Origin of the sequence: Candidatus Accumulibacter sp. ACC012, assembly GCF_907163155.1 — a bacterium.
Taxonomy (GTDB): domain Bacteria; phylum Pseudomonadota; class Gammaproteobacteria; order Burkholderiales; family Rhodocyclaceae; genus Accumulibacter; species Accumulibacter delftensis.
Genome location: NZ_CAJQUC010000003.1, coordinates 499,263 through 514,242, shown reverse-complemented (window position 1 = coordinate 514,242; position 14,980 = coordinate 499,263). Strand labels below are relative to the sequence as shown.

At 61.6% G+C, this 14,980-nt stretch carries 16 protein-coding genes; 11 read left to right on the top strand and 5 right to left on the bottom strand.

Going from position 1 to position 14,980, the window contains the following annotated elements; all coding sequences use genetic code 11:
• The first annotated feature begins 502 nt into the window (after positions 1-502).
• The gene (locus QZ648_RS05590) at positions 503-970 is read left to right on the top strand and encodes a hypothetical protein (protein WP_291996363.1); all 468 of its coding nucleotides are present in this window, start codon (positions 503-505) and stop codon (positions 968-970) included.
• A gap of 675 nt (positions 971-1,645) precedes the next feature.
• Positions 1,646-2,245, top strand: a complete 600-nt coding sequence (locus QZ648_RS05585) for a hypothetical protein (protein ID WP_291996362.1) — start codon at positions 1,646-1,648, stop codon at positions 2,243-2,245.
• 183 nt (positions 2,246-2,428) lie between these two features.
• On the opposite strand, the gene QZ648_RS05580 is transcribed toward QZ648_RS05585, so the two are convergent.
• Positions 2,429-3,871 carry an IS1380 family transposase gene (locus tag QZ648_RS05580; RefSeq protein WP_169068687.1) on the bottom strand — a complete coding sequence of 481 codons (1,443 nt, stop codon included), beginning with the start codon at positions 3,869-3,871 and terminating at the stop codon, positions 2,429-2,431.
• A 281-nt stretch (positions 3,872-4,152) separates the two neighbouring features.
• Positions 4,153-4,476: a ferredoxin FdxA gene (gene fdxA / locus QZ648_RS05575; RefSeq protein WP_169068150.1), complete on the bottom strand. Its 324-nt coding sequence runs from the start codon at positions 4,474-4,476 to the stop codon at positions 4,153-4,155.
• Between the two features lie 211 nt (positions 4,477-4,687).
• On the opposite strand from fdxA, the gene trxA reads away from it, so the two are divergent.
• The 4 genes from trxA (at position 4,688) to QZ648_RS05555 (ending at position 8,885) form a co-directional block, all read left to right on the top strand.
• Positions 4,688-5,014: a thioredoxin TrxA gene (gene trxA / locus QZ648_RS05570; RefSeq protein ID WP_169068151.1), complete on the top strand. Its 327-nt coding sequence runs from the start codon at positions 4,688-4,690 to the stop codon at positions 5,012-5,014.
• A 251-nt stretch (positions 5,015-5,265) separates the two neighbouring features.
• On the top strand, positions 5,266-6,522 hold the full coding sequence (rho, locus tag QZ648_RS05565) for a transcription termination factor Rho (RefSeq protein WP_169068152.1): 1,257 nt from the start codon (positions 5,266-5,268) through the stop codon (positions 6,520-6,522).
• 136 nt (positions 6,523-6,658) lie between these two features.
• Complete coding sequence (gene rpmE, locus QZ648_RS05560) at positions 6,659-6,874, top strand: 50S ribosomal protein L31 (RefSeq protein WP_169068153.1); 216 nt, start codon at positions 6,659-6,661, stop codon at positions 6,872-6,874.
• Between the two features lie 328 nt (positions 6,875-7,202).
• A complete protein-coding gene (locus QZ648_RS05555; protein WP_291996361.1) occupies positions 7,203-8,885 on the top strand; it encodes a glycosyltransferase family 39 protein in 1,683 nt (560 codons plus the stop codon).
• Positions 8,886-8,904: 19 nt separating this feature from the next.
• On the opposite strand, the gene orn is transcribed toward QZ648_RS05555, so the two are convergent.
• Positions 8,905-9,450 carry an oligoribonuclease gene (gene orn / locus QZ648_RS05550; RefSeq protein WP_169068155.1) on the bottom strand — a complete coding sequence of 182 codons (546 nt, stop codon included), beginning with the start codon at positions 9,448-9,450 and terminating at the stop codon, positions 8,905-8,907.
• Between the two features lie 44 nt (positions 9,451-9,494).
• Here orn and QZ648_RS05545 point away from each other — a divergent pair, with 44 nt between their 5' ends.
• Genes QZ648_RS05545 through QZ648_RS05530 form a run of 4 tightly spaced genes read left to right on the top strand, consistent with a single transcriptional unit; the run spans position 9,495 to position 12,264 of the window.
• Positions 9,495-10,733, top strand: a complete 1,239-nt coding sequence (locus tag QZ648_RS05545) for a M48 family metallopeptidase (RefSeq protein WP_291996360.1) — start codon at positions 9,495-9,497, stop codon at positions 10,731-10,733.
• A gap of 28 nt (positions 10,734-10,761) precedes the next feature.
• The gene (locus QZ648_RS05540; protein WP_291996359.1) at positions 10,762-11,103 is read left to right on the top strand and encodes a 4a-hydroxytetrahydrobiopterin dehydratase; all 342 of its coding nucleotides are present in this window, start codon (positions 10,762-10,764) and stop codon (positions 11,101-11,103) included.
• On the top strand, positions 11,100-11,966 hold the full coding sequence (gene rsgA / locus QZ648_RS05535) for a ribosome small subunit-dependent GTPase A (protein ID WP_169068157.1): 867 nt from the start codon (positions 11,100-11,102) through the stop codon (positions 11,964-11,966). The genes QZ648_RS05540 and rsgA overlap by 4 nt, the downstream gene beginning before the upstream one ends.
• A gap of 19 nt (positions 11,967-11,985) precedes the next feature.
• Entirely contained in the window at positions 11,986-12,264 is a 279-nt protein-coding gene (locus QZ648_RS05530; protein WP_169068158.1) for a polyhydroxyalkanoic acid system family protein, read from the top strand.
• A 39-nt stretch (positions 12,265-12,303) separates the two neighbouring features.
• Here the strand turns inward: QZ648_RS05530 and QZ648_RS05525 are convergent, their stop codons facing one another.
• Positions 12,304-12,564: an acyl-CoA-binding protein gene (locus QZ648_RS05525; RefSeq protein ID WP_169068159.1), complete on the bottom strand. Its 261-nt coding sequence runs from the start codon at positions 12,562-12,564 to the stop codon at positions 12,304-12,306.
• Positions 12,565-12,642: 78 nt separating this feature from the next.
• On the opposite strand from QZ648_RS05525, the gene QZ648_RS05520 reads away from it, so the two are divergent.
• A complete protein-coding gene (locus tag QZ648_RS05520) occupies positions 12,643-14,145 on the top strand; it encodes a wax ester/triacylglycerol synthase family O-acyltransferase (protein WP_291996358.1) in 1,503 nt (500 codons plus the stop codon).
• Between the two features lie 45 nt (positions 14,146-14,190).
• Here the strand turns inward: QZ648_RS05520 and QZ648_RS05515 are convergent, their stop codons facing one another.
• On the bottom strand, positions 14,191-14,964 hold the full coding sequence (locus QZ648_RS05515; RefSeq protein ID WP_169068161.1) for a hypothetical protein: 774 nt from the start codon (positions 14,962-14,964) through the stop codon (positions 14,191-14,193).
• Positions 14,965-14,980: the final 16 nt, after the last annotated feature.

Below are 14,980 nucleotides of genomic sequence, written 5' to 3'. Positions count from 1 at the left end.
AAGAATCATACCTCAAAGGATTTTCGTATAGTGCCCGCGAAGCACGCTATTTTGCAATAGCGCATACTCTGCGGCATGCCATGGGGATCGCGACGAGCGTTACCCTTTATGTGTTCGGAAAAGCCTCGGTCAGCTGCTTCGGCCGAGTTGTACGCTTAGGCTCTCCGGCAGGCTTCCGAGCGAACCAGCCTCGCAAATGGGTGGTCTGCAGACACGACGACCGGCAGCAGTTGGCCGAAAGACGCTATTCGGCGATCCTACGACAACGCGGCCATCCACCGGCAAGCGAGCTTGCCGGGTGCCCGTCCGCCCTGGTCAATCACGAGTCACTGGAGCCAAAGCCCGGTACTTGCCTTTTTCTAGCGCCGCTGCGCCTGTCCTCGAGCCACGACGCCGCCTCGCCGCCGCGCTTGGGAGCACAGCCTGTTGACGCCCCCACTGGGAGCGCGGGATACTGCCGGCGCGCCGTTGATTTTCGTCTTTTTATCAAGGAGACAATCTCATGAGCCAGAACCTCGTATCACTGAATATCAGCCACGACGACGTGGTGGCGATAGCCGCCGCGATCAATACCCTGCAAGAGAAACTCGGCGGCCTGATCGAACTCTCGGTCGACCAGCGGCGCCGCCTGACCAAGATGGGCGACAGGTCGGAAGCGTTTTGCCGGCAGACCTTGATGGTCCTGGCGCAGAACAAGCAGATTATCCCGCCGGAACTCGATCTCGCCGAAGCCGAGCGCGATCTCTATAACCTTGATCTCTTGCGACCACACCTGTCCAGCCTGCGGCAGCTGGTGGCGCGCGCCGACGACACCGAAATGGCGCTCGGTAGCGACATCCTGAACGTCGCGCTCGAGGGTTATGCGCTGGCCAAGGTCTTCGGCAAGGGCGCCGGGCTCGATGCCTTGAAAGAGACGGTGGCCGCTCGCTATAGCCGCAAGCGCAAACCGAGCCCGGTCGCTGCTCCCTGAGAGCCGCGCCAGGCTTCGCGCTCGGCATGCAAGCATCGGAGCTTCAGGCGCAAGGCTCCGAGCTTCGACGGCAAGCTTCAGATTGCCGAGCGCAAGCGAATGAGCTTCGCTGGGCAAGCAGAAAAGCACGGGCCGCAAGGCAAAATGGTCCGCAGGCCAGGCGTCGATCTTCAATGCACAGCAAAAATAGCCTCAGGTTTGAGCTTCTCGACGACGCGCGCGAGCCTTTCTGCTTGGCGCGCCAGACTAAAAATCATGCCGTGCGAAGCTCGCTGCTCGGTTTGTCGAGCAAAGCGGCTGGCGGGCCAGCTTTTTTTGCTGGCGCGCGCAGCTCGGAGCCTTGCCGGGACGCTTTGTTGTGACGCGCTTCGAGCAAAGTGCTTCGCCGCCACGCTGATCGGGCTGAGCAACGCAGAATAGAGGCTGGCGCGAAGAGCAAGATGGCTTGCGCAGCGAGCAACAAGCCTCGCTCTCGCCGATGCAAACGATCGACGCCGCGATCATCGGCTCGTCGTCGAGGTACGAGGCTTGAGCTTTCGAGCCCGGCGACCGATCGCCATCGCTAACGGCGGCAAGCGGCGACAGAAGAGCGTTTCGCGCGCGTCGGCAGAGCTTGCGCGTTCGTGTCGCCAGGCCTACGATCGCCATACCCCTGCCTCATCCGTGGAGACACACTTGTCCGCTGCACCGGCGCGAATCGTCGCATTGACCTTGGCTCTGGGCGTCGTCGTCGCTGCCTGGCTGCTTTTCGAGTATGGCGAAACGACCAACCAGCGGCAGGCGGCGAGCCCGTACCAAACGCCGCCCACCAACTCGCCATCGCCGCTCGTCGCCCCGCCATCATCAAGCCGCCCACGACCGGAGCCGACCGCTCGTGCAGACGATCATGCACGACCTGCCGTTTCTTTCATCTACCAATGCAAGGGGCCGAACGGTAGCGCCTTTCGCGACCATCCCTGCGCCAACAATGAAAGCGAAGTGCAGGTCTGGCCTGCCGGTCCGCCATCGAGACCCGGCTACAGTCTTGCGCAGAGCAAAGCGATCGCCGACGAAATGGAAGCCGCAAGCTTGCGTGGCGAGGCGCAACAAAGATCGCGTCTGAGTCAGCTTGAGAAGCCCGTGCAGAAGTCGAGGAGTCGTGAGTGTGCAGCGATTGACCAGGCGATTGCGGGTGTCGATTCGCAACTCCGGGCGCTGCACTCGGCTTCCCAGGGTGATTATTGGACAGCCGAACGCCGGGCCCTCACGGATCGGCGCTTTTCCATCCGCTGTTGAGCGCTGCGAAGAGCGCTAGCCCGGATGTTGCACAAACGCTGCCCTGTGCCTCCCCCGGGGCTTGACTACGCATTTTTCGATTTCCAGGCGATAGTTCCCCCGACCCCGCAAGCGGGGAGAAGCGTGAGAAGTGGTTGATGGTCAGGGTGGGTGGCTGCCTCTCGTGGGCCAGACGTGGCGTGTTCATGGCGAAGCCGGCATGGGGCGCATCCGCTTGGCGGGGTAAAGCCTCTTGCAGAGCTGTGCCAGCAGCCCCTTGAGCGGGCAACTGCTGGGTAGCTGCAGCAGCACCCGGTCCTTGTACTGTTTGACGCGGACGGCGATCTTGAACAGCGCGAGGATGACGGTCTTGGGCTGTGCCGTCGCCAACGGCGTGCCTTGCAGCCCCAGGTGGCGCAGTTGCTGATGCAGAACGTAGGCCGCGGCGCTCAGCAGCAGGCGAGCGAAGTTGGCGAGGAAGGACGAAGCGGATGTCCGATCCGATTTCAGATCGCTTTTCACTTGCTTGATCAAATTCTCAGCCTGGCCGCGGCCACAGTAGTCCTGTTGGTAAAGCGTCCGCGGCGAGGGGCCACGCAAGGAGGTGACCACGTAGCGCTGATTGTCCTTGGCAGGCGTGATCGCGCTACCGGTCAGGACTTCGGCCTTGAGCACCACCCGGAAGGCGCGCGGCCAGGAGCGCGCCTGGTAGTCGAATTCACCGAAATGGCGCACCGCCGCGGCGGCCGGGCGCAGGCCCCGGGCGGCCAGCGCCCGATTCAAGGCGGCGTGTGCGCGCACGTTCTTCATCAAGCCCTCGGCCTGGCGCGTGAGGACCGGGTTGCCGGCCAGGCCGAAGATGAAATCTGCATTGCCATCGGCCTGAATCAACGCCATCAACTCGGGATTGGAGAAATGGCCGTCGCCACGTAGCAGGATATGGGTCTGCGGCCAGTGGCGCCGCAACACGGTGAGCACCCGCTTCATGATCATGGCGTTCTCGGCGCCGGTCGGGCGTTTGCCGGGGCGCAGGACGGCGCTCACCAGAGCGCCGGAGTGGGCCTCGAACACCAACAAGGGCAGGTAACAGTGGTGGCCGTAGTGGTGATTGTAGAAAGACAGGGCCTGCTGGCCATAGGTGGCATCGTCGGTGTGATCCAGATCCAGCGTGATCGTGCGCGGCGCTTCGGCGTAGCCAGCGATGAATTGCTCGACCAGAGCCTGCGCCAGTCGGTAGATGTCGCTTCGTCGCACGGCGCCCTCCAGACGCGAGAAGGTGGCACCGCTGGCCAGCGCCTGCTCGGCATCGAGCGGTGCCCGCCCGGCTGCCAGCTTGAACAGCGGGTCATGACGCAGGGCGTTGGCGTCGTTGCCGTCCTCATAGCCGCAGGCAATCTGAAAGACGCGCTGCGTCAGCAAATCGCGCAGCGGGTGGGTGATGTAACGAGGATCGCGGGAATCGGCAATCGCCCCGGTCAGGCGATCGATCAGGCCGATGCGACGATCGACGGCGCTCAGCACCAAGGCGCCCAGGTCCGAGGACACCTCACCGGCGCTGAAATCGGCGCGAACCGTGAAGCCCGCAGCGGGCGGGAGGTGGAGTTGTTCCGGGGTAAAATCCAAGGCTGGGCGAGTAGTGGTAGGCATTTTTTACGAACTGGTTTCTATAGAACTCCAATTGTATCAAATGTTTACGTGCTTACTCGCCCTCTTTATGCAACATCCAGGTTAATTCTAAGGGATTTTTACAGCCTGATGAACTGCACTGCAAGCGGCACCGGCATCGGAATCTGGAATGTCGAATCGATACAGCCGCCGGACGACAGTCCGCAGCGCAACGCACGCAGGAAGCAGGCAAGATTCCAGCGCACGGGCCACGGGCACCACAGGGTTTGCAACGGCAAGCGTTGCCCAGCTCCGCTTGCGACTCAGCGTTCGAGGAGCTTCAGCTTGTCCGGTTGGTTGTTCCACTCGTCGGCATCGACCGGAGGTTCCTTGCGCTCGGCAATGACCGGCCAGCTCTTGGCCAACTCGGCATTGAGCGCGATGAAGGCGCGCTGCGAGTCGGGCACATCGTCCTCGGCGAAGATGGCCTCCGCCGGACACTCCGGGACGCACAGCGTGCAATCAATGCACTCATCCGGATCAATGACCAGGCAGTTTGGACCTTCATGAAAGCAGTCCACGGGACAGACATCGACACAGTCCGTGAATTTGCACTTGATACAGTTCTCAGTAACGACGTAGGTCATTGTCTCTGATCTGGAAATTGAGATGCGCGCTACTATAGCCCATTTGCCGAGGGCGAGACAGCTTGGCGGCGTCCTTTACTTCCCTTCCCGGGATTTTTTCGCTAGCATGAGCAGGCTAGCTGACCCTCGGCTCGTGGCTTCCGCCAAGCATGCGGCCCGCTTCCGTTACGCACCCCATCCAAGTCAACAGTCCCCTGCAAGAGGCTTCTTAATGAGCGAACACATCCACCATGTTACCGACGCCAGCTTCGGCGCCGATGTCCTTCAGTCAGAGCAGCCGGTTCTGATTGACTACTGGGCCGAGTGGTGCGGTCCCTGCAAGATGATTGCCCCCCTCCTCGACGACGTTGCCCACGATTACGCTGGCCGTCTGAAGGTTGTCAAGTTGAACATCGATGACAACCAGAAGACGCCTGCCAGCTATGGAATTCGCGGCATTCCGACGCTGATGATTTTCAAGAATGGCCAACCGGCAGCTACCAAGGTGGGCGCCCTGTCGAAGCTGCAACTGACCACTTTCATTGACAACAATCTCTGAAGCCGTTACCCTGCGTCCGAAGGTTCGATGGGTGCAAGCTCTGGCCCATAGCAAATCAAGAATCCGCGCTGAGTCAATTCAGCGCTGAACCTTCAGTGGAACCGTCAGCGGATCCTCCAAACGTCCTCTCCTGATCGTCGTAGCCCCCTCCCGCCTTCGCCGCACTGCGTTCAGTACGCGCTTCATTCGCGACAACGCGTGGCGCTTCTGGTTTTCCCCTTCCCGGTGTCCCCCTTCTTCGTCTCCAGCGCATGCATCTATCCGAACTCAAAGCACTCCACGTCAGCCAGCTACTTGAAATGGCGGTCACCAACAATGTTGAAGGCGCGAACCGCCTGCGCAAGCATGAACTGATCTTCGCCTTGCTCAAGAATCAGGCGCGAAAAGGCGAGACCATCTTCGGTGATGGCACGCTGGAAACGCTCTCCGACGGTTTCGGCTTTCTGCGCTCGCCGGACACGTCATATCTGGCCAGCACCGACGACATCTACGTCAGCCCCAGCCAGATCAGGCGCTTCAACCTGCACACCGGCGACACCATAGAGGGCGAGATTCGCACGCCAAAAGACGGCGAACGCTATTTCGCCCTGGTCAAGGTCGACAAGATCAATGGTGAAGTGCCCGAAGCGTCGAAGAACAAGATCCTCTTCGAGAACCTGACGCCGCTGCACCCGGCCGAGCACCTGAAACTCGAACGTGAAATCCGTGGCGAAGAGAACATTACCAGTCGCATCATCGACATCATCGCGCCCATCGGCAAAGGCCAGCGCGGCCTGCTCGTAGCCAGCCCGAAGAGCGGTAAGACGGTCATGATGCAGCATATCGCACACGCTATTACCACCAACCACCCGGACGTCACGGTCATTGTCCTGCTAATTGACGAACGCCCCGAGGAAGTCACCGAAATGACACGTTCGGTGCGTGGCGAAGTGGTCGCCTCGACTTTCGACGAACCCGCCACACGTCACGTACAGGTTGCCGAGATGGTGATCGAAAAGGCCAAACGCCTGATCGAGCACAAGCGCGACGTGGTCATTCTGCTCGACTCGATCACCCGCCTGGCGCGCGCCTACAACACCGTGCAGCCGGCATCCGGCAAGGTACTGACTGGCGGCGTCGATGCCAACGCCCTGCAAAAGCCGAAACGCTTCTTCGGTGCCGCACGCAATATCGAGGAAGGGGGTTCGCTGACGATCATCGCCACCGCCTTGATCGACACCGGCAGCCGCATGGATGACGTGATCTACGAGGAGTTCAAGGGAACCGGCAACATGGAAATCCACCTCGATCGCCGCATGGCCGAAAAGCGCGTCTATCCGGCAATCAACGTCAACCGCTCGGGCACCCGCCGTGAGGAACTGCTGCTCAAGCCGGATGTACTGCAGAAGATGTGGGTCCTGCGCAAGTTGCTCTACAACATGGACGATCTCGACGCGATGGAGTTTCTGCTCGACAAGATCAAGGCGACCAAGAACAACGCCGAGTTCTTCGACTCGATGCGCCGCTGATCGACACTGCGATCATCAGCCGATTGCAGATGATCAAGAAATCACCGATAATCGCGTTCTTTCAAAAAAATGCTCTCGTGCCGATCGCCTCTTCCGGCGATGGCCAGACCGCACGAACACACAGGAGAAGCACCCGATGAAAGCTAACATTCATCCAGCATACAACGAACTCGCGGTGGCCTGCTCCTGCGGCAACACCTTCGCCACCAAGTCGACAATGAAGAAAGACTTGCACGTCGAGGTCTGCGCGGCCTGTCATCCTTTCTACACCGGCAAACAGAAGATCATCGACACCGCTGGTCGGGTCGAGAAATTCAACCAGAAGTACGGTGCGATGCGCAAGTCGGCTTAAGCCACGCCAAAGGGTCGACTGGAGTCGGCAGAAAAGGCAGCCGCAAGGCTGCCTTTTTCATGTGGGTTAATGTGAAAGTCGCGCAAGCGACTCACGAAACTCCCTTCTCCCCTTGCGGGAGAAGGGGCAGGGGAAGAGGGAAACGGTCATGACTTTCATGATTTGGGGTGTCTCCACGTGTCATGACCGTTAATGTGAAAGTCGCGCACGCGACTCACAAACCTCCCTTCTCCCCTCGCGGGAGAAGGGCCGGGGGAAGAGGGGGACGGTCATGACTTTCATGCGCTGGAGTGTCTCGGCATGTCATGACCGTTAGCAGAAGACGAGGATGAGCACCAGTTCAGCGATGTCAGCTCGGCCGGAGCAGAAACGATTCAAGGGGATCACGCTACCGCCGAGTGGCTGGACTCTGGCGATCCTGCTCGTCCTGTACATTTTTACCGGGCTGATCGGCCACGACCCGTGGAAAAACGACGATGCGGTGACCATCGGCGTGGTCCACGATCTGGTCCGCAACGGCCACTGGCTGAGCCTGAGCCTGGCGGGTGCTCCCTACCCCGACGCGCCCCTGCACTATTGGGTGGCGGGAGCAACCAGCTACCTGTTTGCCTGGCTTTTGCCGCTACATGAAGCGGCGCGACTGGCCAGCGGCGTGTTTACGCTCCTCGCCCTGACCTTCATCTATCTCGCGGCACGTGAACTGCACGGCCGCGAGCAAGCCCCGGCAGCGCCGCTGCTGCTGGCGGGCAGTATCGGCTTCCTGTTCCACGCCCACGAAGCGCAACCGATGCTGGCAACACTGACCGCGCACACCGCCGCCTACTGGGGTCTTGCCCAGCTCAACGGCCGGGCGCTGCGTGGCGCGTGTTGCTTCGGCGCCGCTCTCGGCCTCGGTTTCCTCGCCAACGGGTTGGCAGCAATGCTGCCGCTGTTACCCGTGGCCGCCTTTGCCGCCTGGCGCGCCGAAAACCGCCGGCGTGCTATCGTGATGCTGCTTGGCGCGCTGCTCATGGCGGCTCTGCTTGCTGGCGCCTGGCTAGGTGCCTTGCAACGTGATGCACCCGATTTCCTGGCCGCTTTCTGGCAGGACGAGCTGGCCGTGTTCGCTGGCGGCAATCAGCCACTGCTCAATCTGACGCGCCTTTCCGGTTTGCTCCCCTGGTACGCCTGGCCGGCGCTGCCGCTCGCCGGCTGGACCCTGTGGGCAAAGCGCCGGCAATTGCGCACGCTTCCTTTGGCCTTGCCGATTTTCGCTTTCCTGGTGACCCTGCTGGCCATCATTACCTACCTTGGCGCACGTAGCACGACGGCCTTGCTGCTGCTGCCGCCGCTGGTTCTGCTCGCCGTCCCGGGCGTTTCATCGCTGCGCCGAGGTGCGGCGAACGCCTTCGACTGGTTCAACATGATCACCTTCAGCTTCTTTGCCATTCTGGCCTGGATTGGCTGGTCGGCACTGGTGTTCGGCTGGCCGGAGAGGCTGGGACAGCAGGCCCTTCGGCTCGAACCGGGCTTCGTCGGTCAGTTCAACTTGCTGGGCGTCAGCTTCGCTGTGCTCGGGACACTGATCTGGTGCTGGCTGATCGTCACCAGTCCACGCTCGCCGATGCGCGGCATCATGCACTGGATGGCCGGCCTGACCCTGTTCTGGCTGCTGATTGCGACCCTCTGGATGCCCTGGATCGATTACGGAAAAACCTACCGTCCGGTGTCGGCGGCGCTGGCCAAAGCACTACCCGAGAAGCACGGGTGCATCGCCGGACTCAACCTCGCCGACTCCCTGCTCGCCTCGCTCGACTATTTTAACGGCATACGCACGCTGGCGTTGACCAGCCCCGCCGGAAAGAAATGTGATCTGTTGCTGACCACGCATGGTGCGCCAGGCGCTGGCAGCTGGCAGAAAGTGTGGGAGGGTGGACGACCCGGTGACCGTCGCGATAACGAAAAGCTGCAGCTCTACCGACGCCAAGCGAAGACGACCGCCAACCGCCAAGCAGGCGGCGATCAGCAGTGAACTGTCGGCAGCGGTGTTCTCACAGCCTGATGAAGTGCTCGCGGTAGAATTTCAGCTCTTCGACAGACTCGCGGATATCGGCCAGCGCGGTATGATCGGCCTTCTTGACAAAGCCTTTCGCCAGCTCGGGTTTCCAGCGCCGACACAGTTCCTTGAGGGTACTGACGTCGAGATTCCGGTAGTGGAACCAGGCCTCGAGCTGCGGCATGTACCTGACCATGAAGCGCCGGTCCTGACCGACGGAATTGCCACACATCGGGCTGACCGACTGGCCAACGTACTCCTGCATGAAGGCCAGCGCGGCCGCTGCAACTGCCCCCTCGTCGAGAGTAGACGCCTTGACGCGAGCGATGAGGCCCGAGCGCGCGTGCGTTTTCTGGTTCCACTCGTCCATGGCTTCCAGGCAGGCGTCGTCCTGATGCACGACCCACACCGGTGATTCGGCGATCGTCGTCAGCTGACTGTCGGTGACGATCATCGCCAGCTCGATGATGCGATCGCGCTCAGGTTCCAGGCCGCTCATTTCCATGTCCAGCCAAACGAGGTGATTTGCATCCTGTGCCATATAATCCGCCTGAACCGATAAAACGACTATTGTGTCACACTCGTATGCTCAATCCTCTCTCTCTCGCCTTCCTTGCCGCCCTGTTGGCGACCTTCATCCTGCGCCTCTGGCTGGCTCAACGCCAGATCTCGCATGTCATGGCGCACCGCGCAGCAGTTCCCGCGAGCTTCGCCGACCGCATCGAACTCGCCGCACACCAGAAAGCCGCTGACTACACGGTAAGGCGGGCCCGCTTCGGCAGAGTTGACCTGGTCGTCGAAGTCGCGCTGCTGCTCGCCTTGACGCTGGGAGGCGGCCTGCAGGCCCTGCACGACTTCTGGTCGCCACGACTCGACGGCCTGCCCTACGGCGTCGCCCTGATCTTCAGTGTGCTGGCGATCTCGGCCATCATCGATCTGCCACTGGCGCTTTATCGACAGTTCGTCATCGAAGAAGAATTCGCCTTCAACCGCATGACGCCAGGGCTGTTTCTCGCCGACCTCCTGAAACAGGCGGCCCTTGGCGTCGCCATCGGCACGCCGGTGCTGCTCGCCGTGCTCTGGCTGATGGATAGAATGGGTAGCCTGTGGTGGCTCTACGTGTGGCTCTTCTGGTGCGTCTTCAACCTGCTGATCCTGTTCCTTTACCCGACCTGGATCGCGCCCCTCTTCAACAAGTTCGTCGCCCTCGACGACGCGCCTCTGAAAGCGCGTGTCGAAGCCTTGCTGAGCCGCTGCGGCTTCAGCAGTTCGGGCCTTTTCGTGATGGACGGTTCAAAGCGCTCCAGCCACGGCAACGCCTATTTCACCGGTTTCGGCAAAAGCAAACGCATCGTCTTTTTCGACACCCTCCTCGGCCGCCTGCAACCTCTCGAGGTGGAGGCCGTGCTGGCGCACGAACTCGGTCACTTCAAGCACCGCCACGTGCTCAAGCGCATCGCCATGCTCTTCGCGCTGTCGCTCGGCTTTCTCGCCATCCTCGGGCAGCTGATTGACGCCAGCTGGTTCTTCAACGGCCTCGGTGTCGAAACGCAGAATACGGCCCTGGGGCTGCTGCTGTTCTTCCTCGCCGCGCCGGTGTTCACCTTTCTGCTCACCCCGCTGCTGAGCCTGCTCTCACGCCGCGACGAGTTCGAGGCCGACCGCTACGCAGCCGACAAGGCTTCCGCCAGCGATCTCGTTGCCGCGCTGGTGAAGCTGTACGAAGACAACGCAGCCACCTTGACCCCCGACCCGCTGCACTCGCTGTTCTACGATTCTCACCCACCCGCTGCGCTGCGTATTGCACGCCTGCAGCAGGTGTGAACCCAGCCAACCCGAGGATCTCGCCGCCATGACTACCGCACACGAACTTGCCCGCGAACATTGCCGCCCCCTGCGCGGCAGTGAACACCTGCTCGAGCCGGCGCAGGCAGACAGTCTGCTCACCTGCCTGCCGGATTGGCAGATTTCTGGCGGTGGCCTGCTGCAGAAGGAATTTACCTTTGCCAGCTACGCCGCGACGCTGCTCTTCGTCAATACCGTCGCTGCCCTCGCCGAACGCGAAAACCACCACCCCGACCTGGAAGTCGGCTACGGCCGTGTCAAGGTCAGCTACAGCACGCACGATGTCGGTGGCCTGTCGCGCAACGATTTCACCTGCGCTGCCAAAATTGAGGCCCTGACGGGGTTTTGAAGCTGACCGGCACCGTCGTCGCAGCTTATGGCCGGCAATACCGGGTCGAGTTGGCCGATACCACGACCCTGCTCTGCTTCCCGCGCGGCAAGAAGAGCGCCATCGCCTGCGGCGACCGGGTCATCGTCGAACAAAGCAGCGCCAACCAGGGCGTGATCAGCTCGATCGAAGCGCGCCGAACCCTGCTCTATCGCTCGGACCACTTCAAGCAGAAACTGATTGCCGCCAACGTCACGCAAGTGATTGTTGTGGTCGCCACCGAACCCGCTTTTTCGGACGAGTTGATCACGCGCTGCATCGTTGCTGCGGAGAGCCAGGATATCAAGGTGTTGATCGTTCTCAACAAGTGCGACCTGAGCGAGCGGGTGGCAGCAGCCCGGGCGCCGCTGGCGCAGTATGAAAAGCTCGGCTACCCGGTAATGATGCTCTCCGCGACACAGGACAGCGCCCTCCTCCTGCCCCATCTTGCCGGGCATCTCAGCCTGCTGATCGGCCAATCCGGGATGGGCAAATCAACCCTGATCAATTCCCTGATCCCTGACGCCCGAGCAGCCACGCGCGAGATCTCGGAAGCGCTCAACACCGGCAAGCACACCACCACGCATTCCCGGCTCTACCGTCTCGGCACGGCCGCGGCGCTGATCGACTCGCCGGGTCTGACCGAGTTCGGCCTGCAGCACCTGTCGTCGGAGGACATCGCACTGGCGTTTCTCGAACTTCGCCCGCTGCTCGGCAAGTGCCGCTTTCGTAACTGCCGGCACGACCGTGAACCCCACTGCAGCGTGCATACTGCGCTCGGGCACGGCGACATCGACCCACGCCGCTACGCGGTATTCCGCTCACTCTGCGCCGAAATCGGCTAACCCCACAGGAGTCTCTACGATGAGCGACATCAGTATTCGCCGCAACCATGGAAAAACGCGCGCCCAGGCCCGTAAATCTGCTGAACACATGGCTGCCGAGTTGAAGGAGGAGTTCGACCTGGATTACGACTGGGACGGCGATGTCATGAACTTCAAGAGGCCAGGCGTTAGCGGCGAATTGTCGCTCGACAGCAAGGAGGTCGCGCTCGAAATCACGCTTGGTTTGCTGCTCTTCGCGCTCAAGCCAAGCATCGAGCGCGAAGTACAACGTTTCTTCGATGAGAATTTTCCAGCCTGAGGCTGGCGTTCCCACCTGCGGCCTGCAGACAGGGCTTCTTCAGCTCGCGTGCAAGCTCTCGACCAGTGCGATGTACTGCTTCATCGCATCGTCAGACACAGTCCCTTTTATCGCTGCCCAGGCGTCATACTTGGCGCGACCAACCATGTCCGTAAACCCTGGGCGCCTGCCCTCGACATCGCCATCGGTGGCCTGCTTGTAGAACGCATAAAGCTTCAGCAAGGAGGCGTTGTCCGGCCGCTCGCTGAGGGTCTTGGAAGCGGCCACGGCGGCCTCGAACTGGGTCTGTAAATCACTCACGCTGATCTCTCCGGTCGATAAACTGATGAATCGTCTTGCCATTATATGCCTTGGCCATTTTCTCCGGGAGCAGTTGGGATGACCGCGCGCGAAAAAGTTTCCCACGTCGACACCGCCTGGCTACGCATGGACCGACCTGAAAATCTGATGCAAATCATCGGCGTCATGATCTTCCTTGGCCGCATCGACAGCGAGCGCCTGAAACGCACCATTGTCCATCGCCTGCTGTGTTACCGACGCTTCCGGCAGATCGCGACGGTAGACGCCGATGGCGTGTGGTGGGTAGACGACCCTGACTTCGACATTGACAGCCACCTTCGCCATTCACTGCTTCCTGCTCCCGGCGGCAAACTGGAACTGCAGAAGTTCGTCGCCGAAATGGCCAGCACACCGCTCAATCCGGCACGGCCGCGCTGGGAATTCAACCTCGTCGAAATCGCCGACGGAAATTCAGCCCTGGTCGTTCGCATCCATCACGCGATTGCCGACGGCATCGCCCTCATCGGGGTCACCAACGCCTTGACCGACGCGCAAATCGATGCCCCGGAAGAGTCTGAGCGGAGCACCGCGACTGGCGCCAGCGCTGATCGACCCGGCACGGCTGGCGACGCAAGCGATAGAGGCGAGTTCTTCTGGGAGCTGGTCCTTGAACCGCTCAGCGAAGTCACGGCGAGCGTGCTCAGCGTCGGCTGCAAGCTCTGGGGACAATACCTCGCCCTGCGCAAGGAGTCGGCGCCAATCGGCGACCTTGCCCGCATCGGCGGCGCCGTTGCCCGAGAAATCGGCAAACTGGCGCTGATGCCGGCGGACAGCCCAACACGCTTCAAGGGAAAGCCGGGTACGGTCAAGCGCGTCGCCTGGTCGGAGCCAATCTCACTGGCCGAGATCAAGGCCACGGGCAAGGCACTCGGCTGCTCGGTCAACGACACCCTGCTCGCGGCGGCGGCAGGCGCACTGCGCGGCTATCTGATGGCCAAGGGCGACGTGGTAAACGGCGCCGAGATTCGCGTCATGGTCCCGGTCAATCTGCGCGCACCGAATGACAGCGGCGATCTCGGTAACCGTTTCGGCCTGGTGGCACTGGAACTACCGGTCGGTATCGAGAACCCACTCGCCCGCCTCTACGCGACACGCGCCCGGATGGCCGCACTGAAGAGCTCCTATCAGGCGCTGCTGACCTACGCCCTGCTCGGCGCGGCGGGCATGGCACCAGGCTTCGTCGAAGAGCAACTGCTCCGCCTGCTGGCCGGGAAGACGACGGCGGTGATGACCAATGTCCCGGGCTCGCAGCAGTTGCGCTATCTAGCCGGCCAAAGCATCGACCAGCAGATGGTCTGGGTTCCGCAGGCTGGCGACATCGGCATGGGGGTCAGCATCCTCTCCTATAACCAGCGCGTACAACTGGGCGTGATCACCGACAAAGGCATGGTCGACGATCCGCAGAACATCGTCGACCGCTTTGCCGATGAGTTCGAAAAACTTCTCTGGCTGGTCCTCCTGCAACCCGGCGATCGGCTTGCCGACCCCGACGCCGTTGCCGAAGACCTGGCCCGCAGCCCCCCCACCAGCAGACCAAGCTGACCCGCGTCGCCCGCACGAGCAACGCGCCACGGCTACGGCGAAGCCTCAATCAGCCAGTTCGGCCCGCGCCGCTTCGACATCGAGGCGCTCCATCGCATCCATCGGCGTGAAGGCCGCGGCTTCCTGATAGAAGCGCTCGGCATCCTTCATTTTCGCCTTGCCAAACATCATCACCAGGGCATTCGCATACTCGATGCGGGTAATCGCAGAATCGGGGTTAAGCTTCAGAGCCGCTTCGAGGAGTTCGTTGGCGGTGCTCTTCTTCACTCCGTAGGTCACTCCCCCGACCAGCGCTCCGACCTTGTCGAGCACCTCGGCGTGATAAGCACCCAGCGCGACACGTGCGTCGGCGTGCCGGGGTTGCAGTTCGAGAGCCTGCACCAGGCTGTGTTTGATCTTGCCGCCGAGGCCCTGCGTCAGCGCCTTGACCACCGAGATGCTCTGGCTGTAGCGGCCAAGGGCATAGGCGTGCAAGTACCAGCAATTGGCGTCAGCCGGCGTTTTCCCCTGCTGCTCCTCGCAGCGCCGAGCGACCTCCAGAAGTAGTCGACGCTTGTGCTCGTCATCGCTATCGAGGTAATTCGCATAGATGGCGGCAGCCTTGTTGGCGGCGTTGTAGCCGGCGATACCACAGGCCAGGCCAGACTCGACCGCTTTGCCAAAGTCACCCGCGTGATAACTGCGCCAGGCATCCTGGACCCTGGCGTCCTCGGGAAACGGCTCGCAGTCACCACGATGCAGGCGCTCCCAACTCTTCTGCAGCGCCGCGCCGGGATAGGCGTAGGCCTTTTCGGGATAGGGGAATTTGTTCCAAGCCATGATCTTCCTCCAGATG